Here is a 26112-nt window from a genome sequence, read left to right as displayed (position 1 = left end):
CTGCTGAAACTCAGATGTTCGTTAACCCGATTTACGGCACACTCCAAACCCATGCATCGTTCGCCCATGCCCACCTCTGCCAACCCCGGCCTGCGCGTCTTGCTGATTGAAGATCAGCACGATATCGCCGCCAATATCTGGGATTTTCTGGAGCGGCGCGGCCACGAAATGGATCACTGTGCTGATGGTGTCAGTGGCTTGGCGCGGGCGTTGCGTGGTGACGTTGATGTGATTGTGCTTGATCTGGGCTTGCCCAGACTGGATGGTTTGGCATTGTGCCGGCGCTTGCGGGAGGCCGGGCATGGGGTGCCGGTATTGATGTTGACCGCGCGCGACAGTCTGGAAGACAAGCTGCGGGGTTACGCCGAAGGTGCCGATGATTATTTGGTCAAACCCTTCGCATTGCGCGAGCTGGAAGCGCGGATCCGTGCGCTGCGCCGCCATGCGCACGCACAGACCGCATTGACATTTGGGCCATTGACCTACGATCCACACAGCATGACAGCCAGCCGCGAGGGCCGGCGAATTCCGTTGACGCGACTGCAAGGTGCGGTGCTGGCGTGCCTGTTGCAGGAAGCTCCGCGCATCGTGCCGCATGCACGCCTGCTGGAGCATGGGTGGGGCCAGCATGGCGGTGATGTGGCCGCCCTGCAGACCCAGGTGTACGAGTTGCGGGCACTGGTGGATAAGCCGTTTGCGCACGCCATGATCCAATCCGTACGCGGGGTGGGGTACCGCTTGTTGGGGGCGGTATGAGCGCACGATGGCCGCTACGCCGGCGCTTCACGCTATTGGCATTATTGCTGGGCTTGGTGATGAGCAGCTTGTCCGCATGGATCATGCAGGACATGGCCAACGACTACGAATACGTGGTTTCTGGCGAAATCCTGCGCGGGCAAGCCGAAGACTACGGGCAGCGCCTGGCACGTGGGCAGGCGCTGCAACTTCCCTCCACCCATCGCCTAAGCGGGTATCGCATCCTGGATCCGGCGTTGCCGGCGCGCTATGCCCAGCTGCCCGCTGGCATGCACGAAGATCCTGATGATGAAGATATTCACGTCGGGGTGTTCGACACCGCAGCGGGGCGCCTGGTGTTTGTCATCGACATGGGTGATATCGAACAAATGGAGCGCCACCTGCACCGGCTGGTGATTGCCATGATTGTGCTGGGCACAGCATTGGCGGGCTGGCTGGGCTGGCTGTTCGCTGGAATTGCCCTGCAACCGGTGCGGCATCTGGCAAAAAGCGTGGAAGCCCTGCCGGTACGGCCGCAGCCAACCCAACTGGCTGCGGCTGTCAGCCACGATGCTCTTGGGCAATTGGCTTCTGCCATCGACGCCTATCAGGCACGGCTGGTGGATGCCGACGCGCACGAGCAAGCTTTCCTTGCCGATGCCAGCCACGAACTGCGCACCCCGCTGGCGGTGATTCAAGGTGTCACCGAAGTGTTGCTGGACGATGCCGGCATGCCACCGCAGCAGCACACCCGGTTGGCGCGACTCGAGCGTGGTGTGCAAGACATGGGGCAGTTGCTGGAAGCCATGCTGGCCAGCGCGCGGCGTAAACCGTTGACCATTGAGCCCGTGGATGCACAGGCGCTGCTGCAGGATGCCAGTGCGCGTGCAATGGTCGGCAAGCCTGCCATCCCGGTCGTCATTGACGCCCCTGTGCAACTGCACACCGCACGCCGTGAGGCGCTGTTATTGATCGCCGGCCTGCTGCGATTGCAGCTGCAAGCGCAGGCATGCACCCAGCTACACCTGCGCATGGACACGCAGGCACTGGACATCCACACCACCACCACGGCTGATTCGGCGGCCATGCGGTCACTTGCACGCGCCGATACCGGCACCGGTTCGGCCTTGCTGGATCGGTTGGCTGCGCGCCTGGACTGGCAAGTGCTGATCCTGTCCCCCAGCCAGACGCGTTTGCAGCTGCATCCCGAAATTGCGGGCGCCCGCCGCCAGCCCAACAGCTAACTGCTTGCGTGGAAAGGAAAACTCGCCCATAATGCGCGGCTCACTGCGTCCTGCAGTGTATCCCGGTGTGGGTATTACTCCGGGGCCGCCGTCTCCCGGGCTACGGGCGACAACCACATACCATCGAGGTGCACAGTGTCCAAAGTCTGCCAAGTTACTGGCAAGCGTACGACGACCGGTAACAACGTCTCGCATTCCAATCGCAAGACCCGCCGTCGCTTCCAGCCCAACCTCCACGAGCGTCGCTTCTGGGTCGCTTCGGAAAACCGTTGGATCAAACTCCGTATTTCCAATGCCGCGCTGCGCACCATCGACAAGAACGGTATCGATGCCGTCCTCGCCGACCTGCGCAAGCAGGGCGAGAAGGTCTGAGGAGAACTGAATCATGGCTACCAAGCGCGATAAAATCCGTCTGATCTCGTCGGCCGGCACCGGTCATTTCTACACCACCGACAAGAACAAGAAAAACACCCCGAACAAGATGGAAGTCAGCAAGTACGACCCCGTTGTTCGCAAGCACGTGATGTACAAGGAAGGCAAGATCAAGTGACGCACTGGCGCGAACGTGCCTGGCGCGTTCGCCTCTGCCGGCGCGGCACCCCCGGATGCTCCTGCCGGGGATCAGGCTCTCAACAAAAACCCGCCATCCGGCGGGTTTTTGTTTTGCAGCATCGCCAGCTTTATTGCTGCGGCTTGGCAGCCTCTGCCATTGGCGACGCAGAGCCGGTCTGCTTCACAACTTCCACCTCCACCACCATGTCCAGCACATAGGCGAACTTGGAGCCGTCTTGGCCGGCAGTTTTCAGCGGGAAACGGTTGACGCGCAGTACGCTGCGCACGCCGGGGCGCACCGCAAAGCCTTCAATCGGCGTGCTGAATTCCACAAATGGCCCAGGGGTACCTACTTTCAAACCCTTGCCGTCGTAGTGGATTTCGCGCATCTGTGCGCACAGCACCTTGCTGTCGCTGGCGCAGGGTTTGGCATCGGGGGAGATTTCCAGGAACACGCGCTCGCCCGGGCCGCCGTATTTGGTTTCGGCAGTCTGGTTGCCAGCAAATACCAGCACGTCACCGGCCTTGTTGGTCAGTTCCAGCATCGGGTTGCCGCCATCGGCGATGCGCAGCCCCAGTTCACCGGTCAGGCGCTTGCTGGCGGCTTGGTCAAGGCCGGCCAGCTTGGGCTCCGCGCAGGCTTTCATGGTGGAGGCAAAATCCGTGGCCACGATGGTGGCACCGGAGAGTTTGAAGCTGGTATGGAGCATATTGCAGGCGTTATCTACCGATAGCGTACTGGCGGTGAAGTTCAGCGTCAGTGGTTTGTCGGCGCGCGCAAACAGTGCGTCGATGCGTTGCCCCTTGGCATCAGTGGCTGTGGCCAAGGCCCAGTGCTGCTTGGGCAACACGTTGACGGCTTGGATGGGGCCAACCGCATGGAATGAATACTGGACATTGGGATTCATCGGCTTCAGCGCCGGATTGGCGCTGCCGGCGGGCGTGGCGGGTGTTGTTGCCGGGGTTGCACTATTGCTGGCGTCGGCTTTGGCGGTTGCGCTGGATGCCGGGTGCGAGCTGGGGCAGCCCGCCAGGGCCAATGGAAGTGCAAGCAGGAACAGGCGTTTCATGCGAAGACCTCGATACGATGACGCGATGATGGGAAGACGATGTGGAGCGCATGCCGGTGGGGATGATGTGCTTAGCCACCGGTGGGCAGCCAAACCAGCAGGGCGATACCCAACACCAAACGATAGACCGCAAACGCGGTAAAGCGGTGGCTCTGGATATAGTGCAACAACCACTTCACCGCGACAAAAGCAGTGCTGGCCGAAACCGCGAACGCCACGCCAAGCGCCGCCCAATCTTCGCCGCCCAGCGCGCCCTGCTTGTACATCGACAACAGCTCGTAGCCGGTGGCGGCAAACATGGTGGGGATGCCGACCAGAAACGCGAACTCAGTGGCGGCAGCGCGGCTGGTGGTGCCGGCCAGCAGGGCGACGAAAATGGTAGCGGCGCTGCGCGAGGTGCCGGGGAACACGCCAGCCAGCACTTGCGCGGCCCCGACCAGCAAGGCCACCGCCCACGTGATGGTGGTGCGCTCGCCCACCTGCGCCGCGCGCCGGCCCGCCAGCCATTCGGCGGCCAGCATCCACAACGCCCCCAGGACCAGCGCCCAAGCCACCGGGGTCACCGACTCCGGCAGTTGCCAGCCCAATTTCTTGACCAGCAACCCCAGCACCGCGGTGACACCGAAGGCCGCCATCAACTTGATCGCGTATGCCCGCGACTGTGCCGGGGTGGCGGTGATGCCCAGTGGGTCGAAGGCGGCCGGCGCATCGCGGCCGGCAAATGCCAGCAACATGCCCCATAAGCGTTTCCAGTAAATCAACACCACCGCAAGGATGGCGCCCGCCTGGATCGCAACATTGAACAGATCGCTGCGCGCGCCCAACCAATGCTCGGCAATCAGCAAATGGCCGGTGCTGGAAATGGGCAGAAATTCGGTGATGCCTTCAATGATGCCCAATAGCAGGGCGGCCAGCAGATCGTTCATCGGCAGAGGAGATGGAAGGGTGGCGCAGCATACCGTGGATTGCAATTCACCAAGTTGGTGATACCTGAGAATTGATTGCACCAAGTGAGTGCTTATTTGCAATGTGTCGATTATCGATTCGTTTAAAATCAATAAGTTATTAGCTGGCACGGTCCTTGCTAATATCACTACCGTCAGGCCCTTGCTTACGCCCCTCCATCCTTTGCCGGAGTACCCCATGTCGCTGGAACAACTCGAAAAGCTCATCAAAGACCACAAGATCGAATTTGTGGACCTGCGTTTTGCCGACATGCGCGGCGTGCAGCACCATGTCACCTTCCCCAAATCGATCGTCGATGCCAGCCTGTTCGAGGATGGCAAGATGTTCGATGGCAGCTCGATTGGCGGCTGGCGCGGTATCCAGAACTCCGACATGGTGCTGCTGCCCGACCCGGCCACCGCCTTCATCGATCCGTTCACCGCTGACCCCACCCTGGTGCTGACTTGCGATGTGCTGGATCCGGCCACCATGCAAGCCTATTCGCGCGATCCGCGTGGCGTGGCGCATCGCGCCGAAGCGTATTTGAAGGCCAGCGGCATCGCCGAGCAGGGCTTCTTCGGGCCAGAACCGGAATTCTTCATTTTCGATTCGGTGCGCTTTGCCAATGAAATGGGCCACACCTTCTTCCAGATTGATTCGGAAGAAGCGCATTGGAATTCCAGCCGCGAATACGCCGGCGGCAACAGCGGCTACCGGCCGATGGTGAAGGGTGGCTACTTCCCGGTGGCACCATTGGATTCGCTGCACGATCTGCGTGCGGAAATGTGCAAGACGCTGGAAAAAGTGGGCATCGAAGTGGAAGTGCACCACCACGAGGTGGCCAATGCCGGCCAGTGCGAGATTGGCACCAAGTTCAATTCGCTGGTGAAGAAAGCCGACGACCTGATGACCATGAAATACGTCATCAAGAACGTGGCGCACCGCAATGGCAAGACCGTCACCTTCATGCCCAAGCCGATCGTCGGCGATAACGGCAGTGGCATGCATGTGCATATGTCGCTGGCCAAGGGCGGCGTCAATCTGTTCTCCGGCGATGGCTACGGCGGCCTGTCGCAGACCGCGCTGTGGTACATCGGCGGCATCTTCAAGCATGCGCGTGCGATCAATGCGTTCGCCAACTCCAGCACCAATTCGTACAAGCGCCTGGTGCCTGGCTACGAAGCGCCGGTGATGCTGGCGTATTCGGCCTCCAACCGTTCGGCCAGCTGCCGCATTCCGTATGTGGCCAACCCGAAGGCACGCCGCATCGAAATGCGCTTCCCCGACCCGATGAACAGCGGCTATTTGACCTTTGCCGCGCTGCTGATGGCGGGTCTGGACGGCATCAAACATCAGATCGATCCGGGCGCGCCGTCCGACAAGGATCTGTACGACCTGCCGCCGGAAGAAGAGAAGAACTACCCCACCGTCTGCCACTCGCTGGATCAGGCGCTGGACGCGCTCGACAAAGATCGCGAATTCCTGAAAGCGGGCGGGGTGTTCACCGATGATTTCATCGACGCCTACATCGGCTTGAAGATGAAGGAAGTGACCGCGTTCCGTGGTGCCACGCACCCGTTGGAATACCAGATGTACTACACGCTCTGATTGCCCGCGCAAGGGTGAGCGAAGCAGGCTGATCCTCGCTTCGCTCCCTCCCCGGCGAGGATTGGAGCGGCCGGAAGCGTGCACTGACGGGTGCACGCCTTCCGCGCCGTTGTCTGCATGGGCAGGGGGCGAGGCGGGCTGCGCGCAGCGGGTCTGCGCGGCAACAACAGGAGGCACATGCGATCGAACGATCGCCGCAGGCAGAACCCACACGATTCTGCATTGCACGAGTACGCAACACTGACCGGGGAGGGCTACCGCTTATGAGGAGCCTGCGTCATGCCGTCTCACGACCTTGCAACACCGTTTCATCGCGTGGCCTCCTTGCAGTGCACACGCAGCCGCACGCACGCGTGCACCTTGTTGGCCTTGTGCACCTTGTCTGCCATCGGCCATGCGCAAGCAGGCAACAGTGGCAACCTGTCGCTGACTAGCGACTATGTCTTTCGCGGCATCTCGCAAAACAATCAACACCCCGCCTTGCAAGCGGGTTTCGAACATGCCGCAGACAATGGCCTGTATGCGGGGGCATGGGGCAGCAACATCAGTTGGCTGGCAGATACCTCCAGCAGCGCCGCACCCATCTCCAGCAGTCTTGAGCTGGATGCCTATGCCGGCTGGCGCGGCACGCCAAGCCCCGCCGTGAGCGTGGATGTGGGCGTGCAGTACTACGCCTATCCCGGCCACTTCCCGTCCGGCTTCAATCGCGCCGATACGCTGGAGTTGTATGCCGGCGTGACGCTTGCCGCCAGCAAGCGTGTCAGCTTGGGCGCGAAGTATTCGCTGGCCACGACCGATCTGTTTGGCTATGCCGACTCCAATGGCAGCGGCTATCTCGACCTCAGCGCCACCTTCGCCGTTGACGACCACTGGAGCCTTGCCGCGCATGCCGGCAAACAGTGGATTTCACACAACGCCGCCTTCGCCTATCGCGATTGGAAGCTGGGCCTGACCCGCAATTTTGCCAACGGCGTGACGCTGGGGCTGGCCTATACCGGCAGTACGGCCAATAGCGCGCTGTACATCAATCCCGATGGCCACACGCTGGCCAGGGACACCGTGGCATTGACTCTCGGCAAGACTTTTTGAAGGAGCCACAGACCGATGAAACTGATCACTGCGATCATTCGCCCATTCAAGCTTGACGATGTGCGCGAGGCACTGACCGATGCGGGGGTGTCTGGCATCACCGTCACTGAGGTCAAGGGATTTGGCCGCCAAAAAGGCCATACCGAGTTGTACCGCGGTGCCGAGTATCAAGTCGATTTTTTGCCCAAGCTGAAAATCGAATGCGCGGTAGATAACGCGGCCTTCGATGCCGCGCTGGAAGCCATCATGAGTGCTGCCGCCACCGGCAAGGTTGGCGACGGCAAGGTGTTCGTGATCGGCCTCGAGCAAGCCATCCGTATTCGCACCGGGGAGATTGGCACCGATGCGCTCTGACCTACGCGAGGACTCCATGCACACTTTCATTGCACACGCTTCCATTACGCATGTGTCACCCCGCCCACCGCAGTGGGCGTGGTTGTGGCTGCTCTGCATCTGCGGCAGCGTGTCCGCACAATCGGCGGCCCCTGTGCCCAGCCTCAGCAAACCCGATACGGTGTGGGTATTGGTGAGTGCGTGTCTGGTGATCTTCATGACCTTGCCCGGACTGGCCTTGTTTTATGGTGGCCTGGTGCGCAGCAAAAATGTGCTTTCAATCCTGATGCAAACGTTGGCGGTGTTTGCGGTAGTCGCCATTTTGTGGGCGCTGTATGGCTACAGCCTGGCGTTTACCGAAGGCAATGCGTTCATCGGCGGGCTGGACCGGGTACTCGCACACGGGCTGGATGCCAATGCATTGGCTGCCACCTTCAGCAAAGGCGTGTATATCCCGGAACTGGCGTTCTTTGTGTTTCAAGGCGCATTTGCCTGCATCGCGTGTGCGCTGGTAGTGGGCGCGTTTGCCGAGCGCGTGAAGTTTTCCGGCGTGCTGCTGTTCACCGTGCTGTGGTTCACCTTTGCCTATCTGCCAATGGCGCACATGGTCTGGTTTTTCCCGGGCCCGGATGCGTTCACATCCAACGCGATGGCGGCGACGGCGACGGCGAAGGCGGGGTATCTGTGGGCGAGGGGCGCGTTGGATTTTGCCGGCGGCACGGTAGTGCATATCAATGCCGCAGTGGCCGGTTTGGTGGGCGCATTCATGGTCGGCAAGCGCATTGGCTATGGGCGTGAAGCGTTGAAGCCGCACAACCTCACCCAGACCATGGTCGGCGCGTCGATCCTGTGGGTGGGCTGGTTTGGCTTCAATGCCGGCTCTGCGCTGGAAGCCAATGGCACCGCCGCGCTGGCCTTCGTCAACACCTTCCTTGCCACTGCCGCTGCGGTAGTGGCATGGACGGCATTGGAATGGCTGCACAAGGGCAAGCCCTCGCTGCTGGGCGCGGCCTCCGGTGCAGTGGCGGGCTTGGTGGCGATCACTCCGGCGGCCGGCTTGGTGGGTTTGATGGGCGCTTTGGCGATGGGCGCGATCACCGGCGCACTCTGCCTGTGGGGGGTGGGCGGTTTGAAGCGTTGGCTGCGAGCCGACGACAGCTTGGACGTGTTTGGCGTGCATGGCGTGGGCGGCATCGCCGGGGCCTTGCTCACCGGTGTATTCGCTGCCCCGCGGCTGGGTGGTGCGGGGCTCTGGGACTACGTCAGCGAGCGTGCTTCACCCGATTACAACCTGCTGGCGCAACTATGGATCCAGCTGCAGGGCGTGCTGGTGACGGTGGCGCTATCCGGCACGGTGTCACTGCTTGCGTTTGTCATCGTCAAATACACGGTGGGGTTGCGGGTGGATGCCGACGCCGAACGCGAAGGCCTGGACATCGCCACCCACGGCGAAAACGCTTACGCCAATTAGAAGCACGATGGGGCGAGACCACATGGTTTCGCCCTGTTAGTGCGTCTGCAAACCCTGCGCTGGATGCGCACGCACAAATGCCACGAACGCATCCATCGGCAGTGCCGGCGACCAATGAAAGCCCTGCCCGAATTCGCAGCCGAACTCGGCTAGCCGCGCCCGTGTAGCGGCATCCTCCACACCTTCGGCCACCACTTGCAAATCCAGGCAGTGCGCCATTTCGATGATCGCGCGCACCAGTCCTTCATCATGCGGATTGGTGCACATCCGACGCACGAAGGATTGGTCGATTTTCAGTCGATCCACTGCAAATCGGCGCAGATAGCCAAGGTTGGAATAACCCGTGCCAAAGTCATCGATGGTGATATGCACGCCGGTGCTACTCAGGCGTTGCAAGGCCGCGCTCAGATGTTGGGCGTCGGCCAGCAGCGATGATTCGGTCAACTCCAATTCCAGCGCACTGGTGGGCAGGCCGGCACTGTTCAACGCCGCAGACACCACCGCCTCCAAATTGCCGCGCTGAAATTGCAGTGGCGACACGTTCACCGCGACTACCAATTCACCCAAGCCCTGCGCACGCCACGCACGGGCTGCCTGACACGCTTGCTGCATTACCAAATCACCAATCACGGTGATCAGGCCACTGCGCTCGGCGATGGGAATAAAACGTGCCGGTGCCACCAGCCCCCACTCGGGGTGCTGCCAGCGCAACAACGCTTCGGCACCGGTGATGCGACCGCTGCGCAATCCGATTTGCGGCTGAAAATGCAATTGCAGCTCGTTCTGTGCAATCGCCAGACGCAGGCGTGATGCAATTTTCAAATCCTCCACCGCGCCGCCGGCCATGTCCGGGGCAAAGTGCAGGAAGGTATTGCGGCCGGATTCCTTGGCTCGGTACATCGCCATATCGGCGTGCTCGAGCAGCGTGCTGGCATCGTTGCCATCGCCAGGCGCCATCGCAATGCCCACCGATGCGGTGACCGGCACATCCAGCCCATCCAGCGGAAACGCCTGCTCCAAGGTGTCAAAGATACGGCCCACCATGTCATCCACCGAGTCCTGCGTCTGCACACCGCCGAGCAGGATGAAGAACTCATCGCCGGATGCGCGCGCCACCATGCCGGAATTTCCCACGCACATCCCAAGTGCGTCGGCGACCTGGCACAACAGCACATCGCCCGCGGCATGCCCAAGCGAATCATTGATGGTTTTGAAGTTATCCAAATCCAGCAGCAGCACTGCAACCATTTGCGGCGAATCCGCACTGTCCATCAATAATCGTTTCAATTGCTCTTTGGCCGACACCCGGTTGGGTAACCCGGTCAGGCTATCGCGCAAGGCCAAATATTCAATTTGCGCATGCGAGGCCTGCAAGGCCAGCTTTTCGGACTCCAACCGCGTCAACACACGCCGCAAGTCACTCACGATCAACCACACGAAAAACCCACTCAGGGTGACGATCAGGCACACATTGAAAGCGCGCAGCGGCCCAACCGGCAATGGCGAGTGAGGCATCAGCCCGGATACATCCAGCAAGTACACGCTGATGAACGAAAGCACCATCATGCTGGTGAACCACAGCAGCAACCGTCGGTTACCAAACAGTCCGGCAAACACCAGTAGTGCCGGATACGCCATCCCGGCTTCGTCAAACAAGCCTTGGCCGATCACCATCAATACGGTCAGGCCCAGCATCAGCGTGACGATCAAAAACCATGCGGCGCGCACCAGATGCCCGCGTCTGTTCCACCAGTACGCCAGCAACATCGGCCCAAGCATGGCCAGCTCGATGCTGGCGGATGTCCATCGTCCAAGCGATGCATTGGCCAGCATCACGGCGCCAAATGCGCCCATCAACAGCCACAGTATTTGCCGAAAGCGCTGTTGTTGCAGCGCCAACAGTGCATCTGGCAAGGCGCGGCGATGGCGTCCGTTCAGCTCGGCGGTCATTCGTGGGTTTCCAGGATTGCCTGCGGGGGCGGGCAGAGGCGTGCGTGGCATCACCAACGGCGTTACCTGTTCACAGTCCCCAAGCGGCAACACGGTATGTCGAAGTCGGGCTGCTGTCGAGACATGCCTGACTTCCGCAACGAATGCCCGCTGCCATACCCACATACATGCACTATGATCCGGATATGTTGCGACCTGCCTGTTATCTCCTGCTGCTCTTGTTGCTCAGCGCGTGCGCGCACACGCCCGTGCCGATGCACAACCCGCTGGCGCAATGGGTGCCATCCCCCAATGCGGATGCACGCCGTGCCGTCATCATCGTGTTGCACGCCACCGAGCAACATTCCGTGCAGCAAAGCCTGGATACCTTGCGCACCGCCAACAGCAAAGGCCCGGTCAGTGCGCATTATCTGATCGGCAAAGACGGCGTGACCTATCAGTTGGTGGATGACGGCGCCCGTGCTTGGCATGCCGGCGGTGGCCGCTGGGGCACGATTACCGATCTCAATTCGGCTTCGATCGGGATCGAAATCGATAATGCCGTGGGGGTCGCCTACACCGACGCGCAAATCACCGCGCTACTGCGCTTGCTGGATGATTTGACCACGCGCTTGTCGATCCCCAAAACCCAGGTCATCGGGCATGCTGATCTGGCACCCACCCGCAAACGTGACCCCGGCGCCTTGTTCCCGTGGCAACGTTTGGCGGATGCAGGGTTCGGGCTGTGGCCGCAGGGCGGCTTGCAAGATCCACCGGCGGGGTTTGACCCGTGGCTGGCGATGGCGGCGGTGGGTTATCCATTGGCCGATCGTGCGGCTGCGGTGCGTGCCTTCCATCGCCATTATCGCGGCCGTGACGACGGCGAAGACCCGCAGGCCAGCTTCGATGCGGAAGATTTGCGTATCCTGCATGCACTGAGCAATCAACGCCTAGCGATGCGGCCCTGACCACACGACCCCGGGTTTGCACTAAATTAGTGCAATGCCTGCCCCGTTGCCGTTCGACATCCTGGATGACCTGACCACGCCATTGCTGTGGTTGGATACCGATGGCCGCGTGGCGCACACCAATCTGGCGGCAGGGCGCTGGCTAAGCGTGAGTCGCCGCCGCCTGTTGGGCACGCCGGCGGCAGCGCTGGAACGGCAGACACAAACGCTGGCCGTCGCCCTGCAAGTCGACACCGATGCCCCGCAACGCTTGCGGCGGGTGGCCTTGGCCGCCCCCGGCAGTGACGAGCTGCAGTTTGCCGACTTATGGCTAGCACCGTGCGCCACCAGCGGCCGCTGGCTGGAGCTGCACCCGGTCGATGAGTTCGGCAGCGACACCCATACCCAATCGCTGCCGGCGGCGCTGAGTGCGTCGCTGAAAGGTTTGGCTCATGAACTGCGCAATCCACTGGCCGGCATCAAGGGCGCGGCGCAATTGCTGGCGCGCCGTGGTGATGCCGACAGCCGTGCATTGACCGGCTTGATCGAGGCCGAAGTGGAGCGCTTGGCCACGCTGGTGGATCGCTTGCTGTCACCGGCACCGCCGCGTGCGTTTGCACCGTTGAATATCCACGAAGTATTGGAGCGTGTGCTGCGCTTGGCCGAAACCGATGCCGGCTGGGTGACCCGTTTGCAGCGCGACTACGACCCGTCTTTGCCAGATGTCGAAGGTGATGCCGACCGCCTGACCCAAGCGGTGTGGAACTTGGTGCGCAACGCGCTGGAAGCCGGTGCCAGCGTGGTGCAATTGCGCACCCGGGTGGAGCATGCCGCGCGCATTTTTGATGCCGTGCATGCGCAGGCATTGCGTCTGGATATCGTCGATGACGGCTGCGGCATTCCGACAGAGTTGGCCGAACATGTCTTGCTGCCCTTGGTCAGCGGTCGCGCCGACGGCACCGGCTTGGGGCTGGCGCTGACCCAGCAGATCGCGCGTGAGCATCGCGGATCGTTGACTTGGCGCTCGCGCCCCGGGCATACCGTATTCACCCTGTTGCTGCCACTATCGGAGCCAAGTCATGACTGAGCCGGTAGGTCTGTGGGTGGTGGATGACGACCACGCCGTGCGCTATGTCTTGGCTACCGCATTGCGCGATGCCGGCTACGCGGTGGAAGCTTTCAGCAATGCAGCCGATGCCCTCGACATGCTGCACACCGGCACGGTACCGGCACTGGTGATCACCGATGTGCGCATGCCCGGCGACGGTGGCCTGCAGCTGCTGGACAAACTCAAAGCGGCGCAGCCGCAACTGCCGGTGATCGTGATGTCGGCCTATACCGATGTGGCCAGCACCGCCGGCGCGTTTCGCGGCGGCGCGCACGAGTTTTTGTCCAAACCGTTCGATCTGGATGAAGCGGTGGCACTGGTCCGCCGCGCCTTGCCACAGCCCACCCCTGTCGCCACTCCCGTCATTGCGCCGGCCGCTGCCGATGGCAGCCTGCTGGTGGGCCATGCGCCGGCGATGCGTGCTCTGTTTCGTGCCATTGGCCGGTTGGCGCAGGTACCGTTGTCGGTCTTGGTCACCGGCGAAACCGGTACCGGAAAGGAGTTGGTGGCACGTGCGCTGCATCGCGAATCCCCGCGTGCCACGCGACCGTTTGTCGCGCTGAATACCGCAGCGATCCCATCCGAATTGCTGGAGTCCGAACTCTTCGGCCACGAGGCTGGTGCATTCACAGGAGCCAGCAAACGCCATATCGGCCGTTTCGAACAGGCCGATGGCGGTACCCTGTTTCTGGATGAAATCGGCGACATGCCAGCGGCACTGCAAACGCGGTTGTTGCGCGTACTGGCCGAGGGCGAGTTTTACCGCGTCGGTGGGCGCGAGCTGATCCGCGTGGATGTGCGCTTGATCGCAGCCACCCATCAGCCGCTGGAAGCCTTGGTCGATGCCGGGCGGTTTCGCGCCGATTTGCTGCATCGCTTGAATGTGGTGCGGCTGCCGCTGCCACCCCTGCGTGAGCGCAGCGAAGATATTCCCGAGCTGGCTGCGCGCTTTCTGGCGCATGCCGCGCAGCGCCTGCAACTGCCTGTCAAACAGTTCAGCAACGCTGCATTCGAACGCCTGCAAGCACACGCTTGGCCGGGCAATGTGCGTGAGTTGGAAAACCTGTGTTGGCGCTTGGCTGCATTGGCCCCAGGCGACAGCATCGGCGTGCAGGATTTGGCCGACACTCTGCCCGGCGCGGTTGCACACGCCGGCAACGTCGCCGTTAGCTGGACGCAGCCGTTATCGACATGGGCGCAACAGCAGTTGCGCCAACATACCCCCGAGTTGCACGCACTGGCCAAGGCGCAGTTCGAACAAGCCTTGTTGGACGCGGCACTGGCTCACTGCGACGGGCATCGTGGTGACGCGGCCCAAGCTCTCGGGTTGGGCCGCAATACGATTACCCGCAAGTTGGGCAGCTCACGCAAGCAAGCACCGATTAGCTGACGCAAACCCGCACAGGAGAACACCATGCACCGCCATACCGCATCCAGCCTGTCGATGGTCTTCCCCTTGATGCTGGCCGCCTGTGCCAGCCAGCCGGCGGTCGCCCCCAAACCCACGCAAGCAACCCCCGCTGCCATCAGCACCAGCAAGCAAGCCGTGGCCAACCTCGCCTCGGCTTCCGGCAGCTTGGTCAGCGGCAAACTCACCTTGCTGCCAATGGGCGCAGGCGTGTACATCCGTGGTGATATCGGTGGTCTGACGCCAGGCAGCAGCCACGGCTTTCACATCCACGAAAAAGGCGATTGCAGCGCAGTGGATGCGGCCAGCGCCGGCGGCCACTTCAACCCGGCGATGCAGCCGCATGGCCGCGCCGGGCACGGTGCACACCATGCGGGGGATAGCGACAACCTGATCGCCAATGCCAATGGCGTGGCGCATGTGGCTGTGCAAGTGGATGGCGTCGGTTTGGGGGGCAGTGCAGCCACCGACATCGTGGGCCGTGCCATCATCGTCCACGCCAATGCCGACGATTACAGCAGCCAGCCGGCCGGCAATGCCGGTGCGCGGGTGGCCTGCGGGGTGATTCGCGCCACGCCATAAACCTGTTCGCGGGCGGTTGTCCGGTTCCGGTGCATTTTTCCGCTAGAGGAGATAACACCCCTGGCGGATATTTCCCATGCATCTCGCACTACGTTGTTGTGCGCCATTTGCGCTGTGCGTGTTGGCGGCGTGTTCGCCAGATCAGGCTCCGAACGACGCGCACAAATCCGGATCGCCGCCGCCCTCGAGCATGGCAGCACAGTCCCCCGCGCTTCAGGTGAAAAATCCGCAAGACGAAAAATGCACCCACGAACCGCGCACCGATCCCAATGACCAACGCCCGCGCTGCGCTGGCATGGGCAGTCCGCAGGCCAGCGATTCGCACGCCTATCGCATCACCTTGGAAAACGGCGAATCCTTCACCGCCTGCGACATCACCCGGCCGTTCAGCGGCAAAATCGGGCGCGGCATGATCACCTTGAAGTACACACCCAACGACCGCAAAAGCGGCAAGGTGGACTGGGTGTTTGCCGGTGGCGGCGGCATGGCCAATACCGCATACACCTACACGCTTGACGGCCCGGAAGACAAGATGACCGCGACCTACACCGCCGCCGCCGCGGTGACCGGGCGTGGCTCGGGCCTGACCGTGCAAGCAAAAGCCGTACACCAGACGTTTACCGACCAATGGACGCGGATTGATCACTGCGAAGCCACGCCATGATCCGCCACTGCAACCTGCGGACCCACAGCCACTGGTGGGGAGGCTGCGCTAAGTGATGTCCCCCACGACAAGCGACTCCCGACAACCCAGTGGAATGACCACGCAACCTCCACGGACCCTGCACATGCCCAGATCCGCATGGCCCATCCTTTGCACCACTGCACTTGTGCTGCTTGTTGCCTGCGCACCGAAGCAGGAACCGCACACTGCAGCGCCCTCCCAACCCGTGCCTGCAGCAGCAAATGCACCCATTGCAACAACTGCGCCGCCGGAAGAACCATGCACCAATGCGCCACGCACGGATGAAAACGACAAACGCCCGCGTTGTGGCGGGATCGGTGCAGCTGTCGCACCACGCGCTTACCACGTGGTTGGCGGCAGCGGTGACCCGGTGGATGACACCATTTGCGATATCAGCCAGAGCTTTGTGCTCAACGGCAGGATGTTCGGGGTGGCATTCAGCGGCGGCGTGGACGGCACCTACAAGTTCGTGCGCACACCCAACATTCCCGGCCTGCATTGGAGTGCCGGCGGGCGCTATCACATCGAATTCCCCGATGGCGCAGACAAGCCGGGCACGCTGACCACCGAAGGCGGCGGCACCACCACCGCCGGCAGCCAGTCGCGCACTACCAGCGGTGGCGAGCATTTCACCCTGACGCCCGTGGACGACTGCGGGGGTGCGACATGAGTGGGCACGGGATCGTGTGGCATTGCACTCTCCTTGCCGGAGCTTCCGGATGAAAACGCGTCATCTCGCCCTCCTTGCCATGCTGGCGTGCGCGCCGGCCGCACATGCGCAGCAATGGCTGGTCAACAGCGCCATCAACCACCAGATCATGGACACCGCCATCTGCGACAGCGCACTGCGCAAGCACGAGCGCCTGCCGGATGTCTGCGCCAAGTACCCGCGCTATGGCGGCAAGGTCACGCCGGGCAGCAGCGTGGCACCCAGCCGCCCCACCTCGCCGACGGCCACGCTGTTCACCCCGGTGGCGGGCGGCGACGCGGTGCAGCAGCTGGCCGACAGCCTGGGCAACTCGCCGGAGGAACGGCGGCAGATCCTGCAACTGGCTGGCGCGGGCAAGGAGATGTTCGCGCTGAAGTACAAGGGCAAGTGGCAGAACACGATCGCCGGCGCGATGACCTTCTTCATCGCCTCCGTGGCGACCGTGCAGACCGAACGGGAGCCGGATGCCGACGCGCAGCAGCGACTGTTCGATTCACTCAATGCGAGTCTGGCGCAGTCGGACATCGCCCGCGCCCCGGACAAGGACAAGACCGCGCGCTACGACGTTCTGCTCGCCGCCGCCGGCCTGCCGCTGGTGTTCTACGTGGACGGCAAGCAGCACGGCAATGCCACGCAGGTCGAGCAGGCCAGGACGATGGCCGCCGGCTTCAGCCGGAAGCTGCTGCATGTCGAACCGCAGGTTCTTGGCGGAATGTTGTCGCCGGTTGCACCCACCGCTGCGTCGGCACCCACCACCGGCGCGGCCGCTGCCAGCGGCGGTCGCCTGGCTGACGGGCATTACGACTGCCTGATCCTGTCGATGACCGTCGGATCATCGTTCTCGACCCAGTACCAACCGACCGGGATGTCATTCGCCATCGCCGGCAATGCCTACTCCGCCAATGCCGGCGGCGGCACGGTCGCGGTCTCGCCGGACACGCCTTTCGCCCGACGCGAATCCCGGCGCGCGTCAAGCGGGCACCACATGCCGGGAACCCTCATCACTGGGAGCACATCATGATTCGGAGCTTCAAGATCACCTTGCCCTTCATCCTCGCTTGTGCCGCATTGGCGCCGACCGCGCACGCCGATTCGGTCAACGGCGGCAAGGGCGCCGCCGAACAATGCGTCAAATACCAGCATGCCAGAAGCGACAAACAGATCGCGTCCTGCTGCGCGGACATGCTCGATGGCGCAGGCGGGAAAGCCGCGCAACAAGAATGCGTGAAGTCCGGCAAGGCGATGGTGAGCGAGAAAAAAGTGGCGGCACCAAGCAAGGGCTAGCGCATGCCTAATTTGTGCGCCAGCGACTCGGCATCGGCGCGGCTGTTTTCTTGCGGCAATAACGCTTCGCGCAATACAGGTAGCGCGTGTTCAAGCAACTGGCGAGCCCCGTTTTTATCATCGCGGTCGAACAGGATGCCGGCAAGTTCTTCGTGCGCAATGGCAAGGTCGACTGGCAGTGCGCCCGCCGCTTCAAACTTGCCGATAGCCTCGCGCTGCAAGGTTTCTGCGTGCGCAAGATCGCCGCTATCGCGTGCAAATGAGGCTTCTGCACGCAGCGCATGGGTAAACACCGGATGGGTGTTCGGCACCAGCGCGGACCAGCGCTTGCGGGCTTCCGCCAGCAGCGGCAGGCCACGTGCCGGGTCGTGCAGGTGTCGGGCAATCACGACCAACTGCCACGTCGTCAAGGCGTATTCGGCCGAATCCTCGCCATCCAATGTGCGTGCGCGTTCGCGCAGGGCCTGCATGCGCTTGAAGGCCTCGGCTTGCTGCCCGGCAAGACCGAGGCTCCGCACGTAATTACGCTCCAACATGCGGCGTTGCGGATCGTCAGCGGAGAGACCGGCTGCATCCAGCAGGGCCAGCGCTTGCTTGCCCAGCGCCAGCGCCGCGGCGTAATCGCCGGCATTTTCGTTGGTTCCAGACAGGTTCATCAGCGAAATCGCGCGCTCGGTTGGTGCTGGTGTCGCCGCGCTTCCGATTGATTCGCCTTGGGCGATTGCCTGAAGGCCTTCGCGGTAGCGCCCCAGATCGTTGAGTACAAGGCCAAGTGTGTTCTGCAGCGTCGCCATGTGGTTGCCGGTGTCGCTGGTGGTCTTGCGTTGCAGGGCAATGGCTCGGCGGATCACGGGTTCGGCGGACCTGGCATCGCCCAGTTTGAGCAGGGCTTCGGCGCGTGAGCGCAGCAGGTTGATGCGCATCGGATGATCGGCCGGGATACCGCTGCGGTCGGCAAAGGCGATGCCCTGGTCGACGATCTGCAGGGCTCGCTTGTAATCGCCGTTGAACGACAACATCGAGGAAAGAGTCTGGCTACTGTTGATCACCACGTCTCGCGGCGGATCCTTCATGCTGCGTGCCAGCGCCAGCACTTGCAGCCACTCCTGCTCTGCCTGTTTGTTGTCGCCGTTGCGGTAGTACGCGATTCCCAGCTGGTCATGGATGTAGAGCTGCTGCGCGGGATCGTCGGATGCGAATCTGCCACGCAGCGTGGCCGCACGTTGCGCGATTGCCAGCGATGCCTTGCCGCGCTCCAGCGTGCCCAAGGCGCTGGAGTAGGCATCCAGGTCGCTGGCCAGCAGCAGTGCCTCTTCGCGGCTGGACGGCGTTACCCCGCGCAGACCTTGTTCGAGCAAGGCGGCGGCGGTCTTCGGTTCGCCCAGCGACGTGTACAGTCGCCCAAGTAGCCGTTGCACCGACTGCTTCACTTGCGGATCGAGCCGCTTCTGATCGAGTTGCGTGCGTGCCTGGTCGAGTAGTTGGCGGACGCTGACATCGGTACTCATCGCTTGATCGGGCGATGCGGCGGCCAGCGTATCGGTGAGGAACGCCAGCGTGGTGCGTGCGCTGTCACTTTCACGCTGCGCGATCTGTGCTTGCGTGCGCGCCTCCCGCGCCTGCCACAACGCCACCCCGGTGCCAGCAAGCAGCGCCACGGTAATTGCCGCCAGCGAAGCCGCCAGCGCACGGTTGCGGCGCAGCCACAGTCGCGTGCGCTGCATGCGCGACAGCGGCACGGCAGCGATTGGGCGGTTGTCCAACCACGCCTTCAAATCATTCGCCAGAGCATCGGCGGAGGCATAGCGCTGCTCGGGGTTGCGACGCAAACACGCTTGCACGATGTCGGCGAGGCTGCCGCGTAGCGCCTTGGAAAGTGCCGTCGGGCTCAATCCGCCGCGTAGCGCTGCTTGTTCTGCGGGTGCGCTGGAAGCAGCCCGGGTCAGCGGTTCGGGCTCGCGTTCCAGCTGCTGCAGCTGGCTGGCGACCGGGGTGTCGCGGGTCAGCCCGAACGGATGCGCGCCCGATAACAAGCGATGCAAGATCACGCCCAACTGCCAGAGGTCGGTGGCGGTGGTGATCGGCGCGTCATGCAGCTGTTCGGGGCTGGCGTATTCAAAGGTGAGTGCGCGATCGAGGGTCGCCGTGGCTTCGGCATCGGCCAATTGCTTGGCGATGCCGAAGTCGAGCAGCTTCACCCGGCCTTCGGTATCCACCAATAAATTGGACGGCTTGAGGTCGCGGTGTACGACCAGATTCCGATGTGCATAACGCACCGCGTCGAGCACCTGCAAGAACAACACGATGCGTTCACGCAGGCCGAGTGTGTGCACATCGCACCAACGGTCGATGGCCACGCCATCGATACGCTCCATCACGAAATAGGGTTCGCCCTCAGCGCTGAATCCGCCGTCCAATAACCGCGCGATATTGGGGTGTTGCAAGCCCGCAAGAATTTGTCGCTCACGCAGGAAACGCTCACGCGCCGCTTGTGAATCCGCGCTGGCGCGAATCAGCTTGAGTGCCGCGTGCTGCGCATACGCACCATCACTGCGCTCCGCCGCATACACCGCGCCCATGCCGCCGCGGTCGATGACGTCAATGATTTTCCACGCGCCGATACTGCGGCCAAGCATGGGGTCGTGTTGCGGACTCTCCTCATGCCCGAGTGCCCCCCCCCACACATCTGCGTTGCCGCTAAACGGCTCCGTGGCGGCCGCATCGGCATCCAGCAGGGCCTGTACTTGTGCGCGCAACGCGGCATCATCACCACACAACTCGGTCAGCTTGTTGCCGCGTGCACTCGCGGCAAGATCAACTACCGCATCGAAGATTTTCAAAGCGTGGCGGCGCTGCTCTGCGGCGTGGTTGTTCATATCGCTCAATCCCGCCAGCGCTGAAGAGGAAAGTGCAAACAGTGTGGCTGACCATCCGCACAATGCACGTACTGCACCGGTACGCCATGGGCTTCCAGCACCGCGGCGTATTGCCGGCAACGCATTTGGAACAAGGTAAAACCGCGCTCCAGTTTGGCTGCATCGTCTTGCTGCGGGGCATTGCGGGTTTGCCATGTCGCCGGATCCAGCAAGGCAATGCGCACTTCGCCATCGGCATAGCGCGCCAGCGGTTCCGGTGGCGCATCCAATAACCACTCGCCGGCAGGTTCCAGCAAGGCGGTTTCCAGCAAGGTCCACATGCCCTCCAGCCCGGCGTTCTGGTATTGCATCGCCATCATCGCCAGCAAGTCATGCAGGCTCAGGTAGCGGATATGTTCGATGCGTGCACCCAGACCTTCTTGCAAGGCCAGTGCGGCATCGGCCTGAGCCATGCCGCAGTCGAATAATTTCGATTCCAGTTGCTCGGCCACGCTGTCGAATGCGCCGCCGCGCAGCACGAATGGCAACACCCGCAAGCCGCCGCCGGCGAGTGCCGCATCGGCTTGCATCGGCACCGGCAACGCGCCTTGTGCATCGGCACCAAACCCGATCACGCGGGCGCCTTGCGCCTGCCCGGGCGCACGTTGCAGCAATTCCTGCACGTGCCGGTGCAGCGGCCACGCCGGGCGCAAGGCTTCGGCGGGATCAAAATGCGCGGCCAGCAGCGCCAACTCGCAATCGGCAACATCAGGGGCCAGCTTGGCCAAGTCGCGGCCCAACAGTGCGGCCACTTCGCCGGCGGATGCTGCGGGTAATGCGGCGCGTTCGGGTGGGCTGCCGTCACGCAACTCAATGGCGATCACGCCGCGGAACACGGCTGGGGAATTGGACGCTTGCGACATATGGAGTCTTGACTCGGAAAGGCGGCGCTACACTCGGCCTACATTATGCCCGCTGCGCGGGCGCGTCCTTGAGGTGAGTCATGCAATACGGTCGTCCCGTGGCGGTGCTGGGTGGTGTACGCATTCCTTTTTGCCGGCAAAACACGGCGTATGCCGATGTGGGCAACTTGGGGCTTTCGGTGCGCACGTTGGGCGCGCTGGTCGAAAAATTCGGCCTGCAAGGACAGCCGTTGGGCGAAGTGGCGATGGGTGCGGTGATCAAGCATTCGTCCGACTGGAATCTGGGCCGCGAAGCCGCGCTGTCGTCGGGGCTATCGCCACTCACGCCGGGCATTACCCTGCAGCGCGCCTGCGGCACCTCGTTGGATACGCTGATCCACATCGCCGGGAAAATTGCCACCGGGCAGATCGAGGCCGGCATCGGCGGCGGCTCGGACACTACCTCCGATGTCCCGATTGTGTACGGCAAGGCACTGCGTGCGCGCTTGCTGAAAGCGGCGGCAGGCAAAAGTTTCGGGCAGAAATTGGCCGCATTCAAAGGCTTCAGATTGTCCGAATTGAAGCCGGATTTCCCCGGTGTGGCCGAACCGCGCACCGGCAAATCGATGGGCGCACATTGCGAAGACATGGCCAAGGAATGGGGCATCCGCCGCGACGCGCAGGACGCCTTGGCGGCAGCGTCGCATCAGAAATTGGCTGCTGCGTATGCACGCGGGTTTTTTGATGATCTGGTGGTGAGCTTCCGTGGCGTGAGCCGCGACAACATCCTGCGCCCCGATTCCAGCGTGGAAAAACTGTCCACACTGAAGCCTGCGTTCGATAAAACCTCGGGCAAGGGCACCCTGACGGCGGGCAATTCCACCCCGCTGACCGATGGTGCATCGGCCTGCCTGCTGGCCACCGACGAATGGGCGGCCGCCCACGGTCATGAAGTGCTGTGCCATATCCGCGACACGCAGGTCGCTGCGGTCGATTTCGTCCACGGCGAGGGCCTGCTGATGGCGCCCACCGTGGCGGTTGCCGACATGCTCAAGCGCAACAACCTGCGCCTGCAGGATTTTGACTTCTACGAAATCCACGAAGCCTTCGCCGCGCAAGTATTGTGCACGCTCAAAGCATGGGAAGACGCCACCTACTGCCGCGACCGGCTGGGCTTGGACGCGGCACTGGGCAGCATCGACCCGGCCAAGCTCAACCCCAATGGCTCATCACTGGCCACCGGTCACCCGTTCGCCGCCACCGGCGCACGCATCGTCGCCACCGCCGCCAAGGAATTGAAGCAGCGCGGCAGCGGCCGTTGCCTGATCAGCATCTGCACCGCTGGCGGGATGGGCGTGGTAGCGATCTTGGAGCGATGATGTTGCTGGCGGCGGCGATGTTGCTTGCAGGTGCCACGGCGCCTGCTCAGCTCGTATCGCTTGAATCCGGCTGCCAAGACAGTCTCGCTTTTTGTCACATGCCAGCGCCTTCCGCCGCTGACTCACTCTCGGCTGACCGGTTCTACCCCGGAATCACGGACGGGGTGGCTTCGGGTTAGTAGGGTGTTCCGTCCTTGTGGGCGAACGACCAACGCCCCTCGATCAACACGGCCTGCAGATCGTCGTCGGGGTATTGCACGCGGTCACCGGGGCTGCGGTCGCCGACCTCCAGATACACCGCGGGCGACGTCCCGCGGTTGAGCAGATGATGGGCATCACCACTGCCGGCGCGGAAGCCGGCGCTCATGCCGGCAGTCAGGCGGCTTTCGCCGACATCGGTGATCAAGACCAATTCGCCTCGAAGCACGTGGACGAACTCGTCCTGGCGCCCGTGCCCGTGACGCAGCGCCGATTGCGCGCCGGGTTGCAGGGTGACATGGTTCACGCCGAAGTTGCGCAGGCCGAACCGATCACCGAGCACGCGCTTCTCGCGGCCTGCCAGGCGCTGAGCGAACGGCGCGGGATAGGCGGAGGTCAGGGGCCGTGGTGGTACGTGGTCCGCGAAAACGGCAACCGGGAACGGCGCAGTGGTTTCGATGGCCGGATCATCGCCCGCAGGGACCGTGGATGCCGCCGGGGCGAGCGTTGGATCCACCTCTTCGGCACGCAGCGTCGGCGTCCACGCAACCACGGAGTAGGCGGCGATCTCGTTCGCATGGAATGGATCCTCCCGCAACCATTCGTCGAGGGTCGCCCGATCGGGCGCGCGGGCCAGAATCGCGCCCCCATCGCGCGGCTCCAGTGGCCCGGAGAGCAGGAAGTGGCCGGCGCGATAATGGCGCGCCAGGAAGGCGCGGTGTTCGGGGATGTGGCGGTCGACGACGGCCAGGGGTTGCCGGTAGGTCAACAGGACAATGAAAAGCATCACGAGGCCTTCAGGGAACGAGCAGGAGGGAGCCGGCGCTGCGGCCGGATTCAAGCAACTGGTGCGCGCGCGCCGCATCGGCAAGTGGCAACCGTTCGCTGATGCGCACGCGCAGGCCGGTGGCTAGGCGATCGAACACGGCTTGGCAGCCTTCGCGGTAGCGCTCAGAATCGGCGACGAAGCGAAATACGCCCGGGCGCGATACTGCGATCGAGCGCGACGCATGCAGACGGGCCATGTCGATCGCGGCGACGTCACCGGCCACTTGTCCGATCGAGGCGGCCATGCCGAATGGCGCTAGGGCGTCGAGCGAGCGGTCGAAGGTCGCGCCGCCGATCCCGTCGATCACGAAATCCGCGCCGCGGCCATTGGTGAAGTCGCGGGTCGCGGCGACGAAATCCTCGCGCGTGTGGATCACGGTGCGCTCGGTGCCATGGGCATGGGCGAGCGTGGCTTTCTCGTCCGAGCCGACGGTACCAATCACGCGTGCCCCGAGTGCGCTGGCCCACTGCGCCAGCACCAGACCCAGCCCGCCTGCCGCAGCGTGCACCAGCACGACATCGCCTGCGCGCAAGGGGCGTACGTGAGCGAACAGCATGTGGGCGGTCAGCCCACGCAGGAGGATCGCCGCGGCGGTGTCGTCGTCCACGTTGGCGGGCAAGCATGCGAGTTGCGCCACCGGCAGGTTGCGCACGTTTGCATACGCACCGATGGGCGGGCCGGCATACGCCACGCGTCGGCCCAACCAGGCATCGTCCACACCTTCGCCGATTGCTTCGACCATGCCGGCCGCTTCGACGCCCAGTCCGCTGGGAAACGCCGGAAGCGCGTACACCCCGGTGCGGAAGTAGACGTCGACGAAGTTCACGCCGATGGCGCGCTGGCGCACGCGGACTTCGCCGGGGCCGGGCGGGGGCAGGGCCGATTCGATCAGGCGCAGCTGCCCGGGGCCGCCGTGGCCAGTCAGGGTGATGCGTCGTTGACAGGTGGATTCGCGCATGGCGGTCTTCAGATGGGAACGGGCCAGCAGTCTAGTCGTGCGAATATATGCAGTCATTCCCCGTTTTGGCACCACGCTTGTGCAAAAAAACACAACTGACTCCCGGCTGCCATCGGCATTGCCCGACTGGAATGGCATCCGTTATTTCCTTGAAGTTGCTCGCCTCGGCACACTCAGTGCCGCAGCGCGGGCACTCGACGTGGAGCACACCACGGTGGCACGCCGCATCGCGACGTTGGAACAGCACTTGGGCCTGCACCTGTTCGATCGACTGCCGCAAGCGTGGCGCCTGACTTGCGAAGGCGAATCGCTGGTGCCGTACGCACGACGGCTGGAGGAGGAGGCGCTCGCCCTTGCGCACGCAGCACACGCGCATGGCACCACCAGTGGGCCGGTGCGGGTGTCGGCGCCGCCGATTTTCGCCAGCCGGTTCCTTTTACCGCGACTGGCGCCGGCGTTGGCACTGGCCCCTGCGATCCAGTTGCAGCTGCTGGGCGAGGCGCGCGAGGCCAACCTGGCGCGGCGGGAGGCCGATATCGCGCTGCGCCTGGGGCGGCCGGCGGATGAACGGCTGGCCGGTCGGCCACTCGCGAACGTGGGCTACGGGTTCTATGCCCATCCGCGCTGGGGCGAGGTTGCGGAGGTCGACTGGCGATTCCTGCGCCACGGAGACGAGGATGGCGGAGGCGACACCGCACGCTGCCTGCGCGAGTTCGCGGCAGGACGCAGCGTTGCCTTCGCCAGCAACGACCTGCTCATCCTGTGCGAGGCCGCCTGCGCCGGGCTCGGCGTTGCGCTGCTGCCCCACTTCCTGGCACGTGACGATCGGCGTCTCGTGGCGCTGGCATCCGGTTGGGGTGTGCAGCGTCCGTTGTGGCTGGCCATCCACCCCGAAGTACGGCGCAGCCCGCGGGTTGCTTGGGCAAGTGGGCTGATCGGCGATACCGTCATGGCGGCTGCCAGCGAATTGGTATGAGCGTGGGTGCCGGGCTTCCCCGGCTGGCGTTCCGCTGGATGCCGTTCAACGATCCATTGCAACGCGTTGCTGTTTACCCGGTTCCTGAACTGCGGGTGATTTGTCCACCCAGTGCGAGGCCATCACCCTAGTCACTAGTCGATACCCGAATCAAGTCATGGCGTGGCAGCCTCGGCGGTAACCATGATCAGGCTGCCCGCTTCGGCTTGCCTAGGGTTTGCCCCCGCCCAGCACACTCCGCGCGTGTTGCGGCTGTGGCCGTCCTCGCCGCGGGTGATCCGCAGCGGCGAGGACGTGCGGGTCTCCACGCCGGTCA

General features: G+C 63.2%; 25 protein-coding genes and 1 pseudogene. 18 read left to right on the top strand and 8 right to left on the bottom strand.

Going from position 1 to position 26112, the window contains the following annotated elements; translation table 11 throughout:
* The first annotated feature begins 66 nt into the window (after window positions 1-66).
* The 4 genes from QWB57_RS03080 (at window position 67) to rpmG (ending at window position 2529) form a co-directional block, all read left to right on the top strand.
* A complete protein-coding gene (locus QWB57_RS03080) occupies window positions 67-756 on the top strand; it encodes a response regulator transcription factor (RefSeq protein ID WP_288968283.1) in 690 nt (229 codons plus the stop codon).
* Complete coding sequence (locus QWB57_RS03075; protein WP_288968281.1) at window positions 753-1979, top strand: HAMP domain-containing sensor histidine kinase; 1227 nt, start codon at window positions 753-755, stop codon at window positions 1977-1979. Before QWB57_RS03080 ends, QWB57_RS03075 begins: the two co-directional genes overlap by 4 nt.
* Window positions 1980-2114: 135 nt before the next feature.
* On the top strand, window positions 2115-2351 hold the full coding sequence (gene rpmB / locus QWB57_RS03070; RefSeq protein ID WP_223629566.1) for a 50S ribosomal protein L28: 237 nt from the start codon (window positions 2115-2117) through the stop codon (window positions 2349-2351).
* A 13-nt stretch (window positions 2352-2364) separates the two neighbouring features.
* Window positions 2365-2529: a 50S ribosomal protein L33 gene (gene rpmG / locus QWB57_RS03065; protein WP_028840080.1), complete on the top strand. Its 165-nt coding sequence runs from the start codon at window positions 2365-2367 to the stop codon at window positions 2527-2529.
* Between the two features lie 130 nt (window positions 2530-2659).
* On the opposite strand, the gene QWB57_RS03060 is transcribed toward rpmG, so the two are convergent.
* Window positions 2660-3601 (bottom strand): DUF4377 domain-containing protein, encoded by a 942-nt coding sequence (locus QWB57_RS03060; protein ID WP_223629565.1) that lies wholly within the window; start codon window positions 3599-3601, stop codon window positions 2660-2662.
* Window positions 3602-3672: 71 nt separating this feature from the next.
* Window positions 3673-4527: an undecaprenyl-diphosphate phosphatase gene (locus QWB57_RS03055; RefSeq protein ID WP_288968280.1), complete on the bottom strand. Its 855-nt coding sequence runs from the start codon at window positions 4525-4527 to the stop codon at window positions 3673-3675.
* Window positions 4528-4744: 217 nt separating this feature from the next.
* Here QWB57_RS03055 and glnA point away from each other — a divergent pair, with 217 nt between their 5' ends.
* The 4 genes from glnA (at window position 4745) to QWB57_RS03035 (ending at window position 9047) form a co-directional block, all read left to right on the top strand.
* The gene (gene glnA / locus QWB57_RS03050) at window positions 4745-6154 is read left to right on the top strand and encodes a type I glutamate--ammonia ligase (RefSeq protein ID WP_223629563.1); all 1410 of its coding nucleotides are present in this window, start codon (window positions 4745-4747) and stop codon (window positions 6152-6154) included.
* 279 nt (window positions 6155-6433) lie between these two features.
* A complete protein-coding gene (locus tag QWB57_RS03045; RefSeq protein WP_223629562.1) occupies window positions 6434-7243 on the top strand; it encodes a TorF family putative porin in 810 nt (269 codons plus the stop codon).
* A 15-nt stretch (window positions 7244-7258) separates the two neighbouring features.
* A complete protein-coding gene (locus QWB57_RS03040) occupies window positions 7259-7597 on the top strand; it encodes a P-II family nitrogen regulator (RefSeq protein ID WP_288968279.1) in 339 nt (112 codons plus the stop codon).
* 16 nt (window positions 7598-7613) lie between these two features.
* On the top strand, window positions 7614-9047 hold the full coding sequence (locus tag QWB57_RS03035; RefSeq protein WP_223629560.1) for an ammonium transporter: 1434 nt from the start codon (window positions 7614-7616) through the stop codon (window positions 9045-9047).
* Window positions 9048-9083: 36 nt separating this feature from the next.
* On the opposite strand, the gene QWB57_RS03030 is transcribed toward QWB57_RS03035, so the two are convergent.
* Window positions 9084-10997 carry an EAL domain-containing protein gene (locus QWB57_RS03030; RefSeq protein WP_288968278.1) on the bottom strand — a complete coding sequence of 638 codons (1914 nt, stop codon included), beginning with the start codon at window positions 10995-10997 and terminating at the stop codon, window positions 9084-9086.
* 185 nt (window positions 10998-11182) lie between these two features.
* On the opposite strand from QWB57_RS03030, the gene QWB57_RS03025 reads away from it, so the two are divergent.
* The 8 genes from QWB57_RS03025 (at window position 11183) to QWB57_RS02990 (ending at window position 17699) form a co-directional block, all read left to right on the top strand.
* Window positions 11183-11944, top strand: a complete 762-nt coding sequence (locus QWB57_RS03025) for an N-acetylmuramoyl-L-alanine amidase (RefSeq protein ID WP_223629558.1) — start codon at window positions 11183-11185, stop codon at window positions 11942-11944.
* Between the two features lie 34 nt (window positions 11945-11978).
* Entirely contained in the window at window positions 11979-13010 is a 1032-nt protein-coding gene (locus tag QWB57_RS03020) for an ATP-binding protein (RefSeq protein ID WP_223629557.1), read from the top strand.
* The gene (gene ntrC, locus QWB57_RS03015) at window positions 13003-14421 is read left to right on the top strand and encodes a nitrogen regulation protein NR(I) (protein WP_223629556.1); all 1419 of its coding nucleotides are present in this window, start codon (window positions 13003-13005) and stop codon (window positions 14419-14421) included. Before QWB57_RS03020 ends, ntrC begins: the two co-directional genes overlap by 8 nt.
* Window positions 14422-14445: 24 nt before the next feature.
* Window positions 14446-15021, top strand: coding sequence for a superoxide dismutase family protein (locus QWB57_RS03010; RefSeq protein ID WP_223629555.1), 576 nt, complete (start codon window positions 14446-14448; stop codon window positions 15019-15021).
* A 217-nt stretch (window positions 15022-15238) separates the two neighbouring features.
* Window positions 15239-15685, top strand: coding sequence for a hypothetical protein (locus QWB57_RS03005; protein WP_288968277.1), 447 nt, complete (start codon window positions 15239-15241; stop codon window positions 15683-15685).
* A gap of 367 nt (window positions 15686-16052) precedes the next feature.
* Window positions 16053-16376, top strand: coding sequence for a hypothetical protein (locus tag QWB57_RS03000; RefSeq protein WP_288968276.1), 324 nt, complete (start codon window positions 16053-16055; stop codon window positions 16374-16376).
* Window positions 16377-16425: 49 nt separating this feature from the next.
* Window positions 16426-17436, top strand: a complete 1011-nt coding sequence (locus QWB57_RS02995) for a DUF6683 family protein (protein ID WP_288968275.1) — start codon at window positions 16426-16428, stop codon at window positions 17434-17436.
* On the top strand, window positions 17433-17699 hold the full coding sequence (locus QWB57_RS02990; protein ID WP_223629551.1) for a hypothetical protein: 267 nt from the start codon (window positions 17433-17435) through the stop codon (window positions 17697-17699). Before QWB57_RS02995 ends, QWB57_RS02990 begins: the two co-directional genes overlap by 4 nt.
* Here QWB57_RS02990 and QWB57_RS02985 read toward each other — a convergent pair.
* Together QWB57_RS02985 and QWB57_RS02980 are read right to left on the bottom strand one after the other, a co-directional pair.
* Window positions 17696-20575 carry a serine/threonine-protein kinase gene (locus tag QWB57_RS02985; protein WP_288968273.1) on the bottom strand — a complete coding sequence of 960 codons (2880 nt, stop codon included), beginning with the start codon at window positions 20573-20575 and terminating at the stop codon, window positions 17696-17698. The two genes, QWB57_RS02990 and QWB57_RS02985, sit on opposite strands and share 4 nt — an antisense overlap.
* A 5-nt stretch (window positions 20576-20580) precedes the next feature.
* Window positions 20581-21477, bottom strand: a complete 897-nt coding sequence (locus QWB57_RS02980; RefSeq protein ID WP_223629549.1) for a hypothetical protein — start codon at window positions 21475-21477, stop codon at window positions 20581-20583.
* Window positions 21478-21557: 80 nt separating this feature from the next.
* Between QWB57_RS02980 and QWB57_RS02975 the strand changes: the two genes are divergently transcribed.
* Complete coding sequence (locus tag QWB57_RS02975; RefSeq protein WP_288968271.1) at window positions 21558-22835, top strand: acetyl-CoA C-acetyltransferase; 1278 nt, start codon at window positions 21558-21560, stop codon at window positions 22833-22835.
* Between the two features lie 175 nt (window positions 22836-23010).
* Here the strand turns inward: QWB57_RS02975 and QWB57_RS02970 are convergent, their stop codons facing one another.
* The 3 genes and pseudogenes from QWB57_RS02970 to QWB57_RS02960 all read right to left on the bottom strand — a co-directional run bounded on the left by QWB57_RS02970 (window position 23011) and on the right by QWB57_RS02960 (window position 24820).
* Complete coding sequence (locus QWB57_RS02970) at window positions 23011-23493, bottom strand: cupin domain-containing protein (protein WP_223629617.1); 483 nt, start codon at window positions 23491-23493, stop codon at window positions 23011-23013.
* Between the two features lie 90 nt (window positions 23494-23583).
* A pseudogene (locus QWB57_RS02965) lies at window positions 23584-23820 on the bottom strand (YciI family protein); the annotation flags it as partial.
* Window positions 23821-23830: 10 nt separating this feature from the next.
* A complete protein-coding gene (locus QWB57_RS02960; RefSeq protein WP_223629547.1) occupies window positions 23831-24820 on the bottom strand; it encodes a quinone oxidoreductase in 990 nt (329 codons plus the stop codon).
* A 118-nt stretch (window positions 24821-24938) separates the two neighbouring features.
* Between QWB57_RS02960 and QWB57_RS02955 the strand changes: the two genes are divergently transcribed.
* Window positions 24939-25796 carry a LysR family transcriptional regulator gene (locus QWB57_RS02955; RefSeq protein ID WP_288968270.1) on the top strand — a complete coding sequence of 286 codons (858 nt, stop codon included), beginning with the start codon at window positions 24939-24941 and terminating at the stop codon, window positions 25794-25796.
* The last annotated feature ends 316 nt before the right edge of the window (window positions 25797-26112 follow it).

This window comes from uncultured Thermomonas sp. (genome assembly GCF_937872235.1).
Taxonomy (GTDB): domain Bacteria; phylum Pseudomonadota; class Gammaproteobacteria; order Xanthomonadales; family Xanthomonadaceae; genus Thermomonas; species Thermomonas beijingensis.
This window is presented reverse-complemented; position numbering and strand designations above follow the sequence as displayed.

What these genes read in the sequence shown, in the direction of transcription:
- QWB57_RS03060 (WP_223629565.1), bottom strand. Translation starts at nt 3,601, where the DNA reads ATGAAACGCCTGTTCCTGCTTGCACTTCCATTGGCCCTGGCGGGCTGC.
- glnA (WP_223629563.1), top strand. Translation starts at nt 4,745, where the DNA reads ATGTCGCTGGAACAACTCGAAAAGCTCATCAAAGACCACAAGATCGAA.
- QWB57_RS03020 (WP_223629557.1), top strand. Translation starts at nt 11,979, where the DNA reads ATGCCTGCCCCGTTGCCGTTCGACATCCTGGATGACCTGACCACGCCA.
- QWB57_RS02990 (WP_223629551.1), top strand. Translation starts at nt 17,433, where the DNA reads ATGATTCGGAGCTTCAAGATCACCTTGCCCTTCATCCTCGCTTGTGCC.
- QWB57_RS02985 (WP_288968273.1), bottom strand. Translation starts at nt 20,575, where the DNA reads ATGAACAACCACGCCGCAGAGCAGCGCCGCCACGCTTTGAAAATCTTC.
- QWB57_RS03045 (WP_223629562.1), top strand. Translation starts at nt 6,434, where the DNA reads ATGCCGTCTCACGACCTTGCAACACCGTTTCATCGCGTGGCCTCCTTG.
- QWB57_RS03080 (WP_288968283.1), top strand. Translation starts at nt 67, where the DNA reads ATGCCCACCTCTGCCAACCCCGGCCTGCGCGTCTTGCTGATTGAAGAT.
- QWB57_RS03010 (WP_223629555.1), top strand. Translation starts at nt 14,446, where the DNA reads ATGCACCGCCATACCGCATCCAGCCTGTCGATGGTCTTCCCCTTGATG.
- QWB57_RS03075 (WP_288968281.1), top strand. Translation starts at nt 753, where the DNA reads ATGAGCGCACGATGGCCGCTACGCCGGCGCTTCACGCTATTGGCATTA.
- QWB57_RS03055 (WP_288968280.1), bottom strand. Translation starts at nt 4,527, where the DNA reads ATGAACGATCTGCTGGCCGCCCTGCTATTGGGCATCATTGAAGGCATC.
- QWB57_RS03025 (WP_223629558.1), top strand. Translation starts at nt 11,183, where the DNA reads ATGTTGCGACCTGCCTGTTATCTCCTGCTGCTCTTGTTGCTCAGCGCG.
- QWB57_RS02960 (WP_223629547.1), bottom strand. Translation starts at nt 24,820, where the DNA reads ATGCGCGAATCCACCTGTCAACGACGCATCACCCTGACTGGCCACGGC.
- ntrC (WP_223629556.1), top strand. Translation starts at nt 13,003, where the DNA reads ATGACTGAGCCGGTAGGTCTGTGGGTGGTGGATGACGACCACGCCGTG.
- QWB57_RS02975 (WP_288968271.1), top strand. Translation starts at nt 21,558, where the DNA reads ATGCAATACGGTCGTCCCGTGGCGGTGCTGGGTGGTGTACGCATTCCT.
- QWB57_RS03030 (WP_288968278.1), bottom strand. Translation starts at nt 10,997, where the DNA reads ATGACCGCCGAGCTGAACGGACGCCATCGCCGCGCCTTGCCAGATGCA.
- rpmG (WP_028840080.1), top strand. Translation starts at nt 2,365, where the DNA reads ATGGCTACCAAGCGCGATAAAATCCGTCTGATCTCGTCGGCCGGCACC.
- QWB57_RS03040 (WP_288968279.1), top strand. Translation starts at nt 7,259, where the DNA reads ATGAAACTGATCACTGCGATCATTCGCCCATTCAAGCTTGACGATGTG.
- QWB57_RS02995 (WP_288968275.1), top strand. Translation starts at nt 16,426, where the DNA reads ATGAAAACGCGTCATCTCGCCCTCCTTGCCATGCTGGCGTGCGCGCCG.
- QWB57_RS02980 (WP_223629549.1), bottom strand. Translation starts at nt 21,477, where the DNA reads ATGTCGCAAGCGTCCAATTCCCCAGCCGTGTTCCGCGGCGTGATCGCC.
- QWB57_RS03035 (WP_223629560.1), top strand. Translation starts at nt 7,614, where the DNA reads ATGCACACTTTCATTGCACACGCTTCCATTACGCATGTGTCACCCCGC.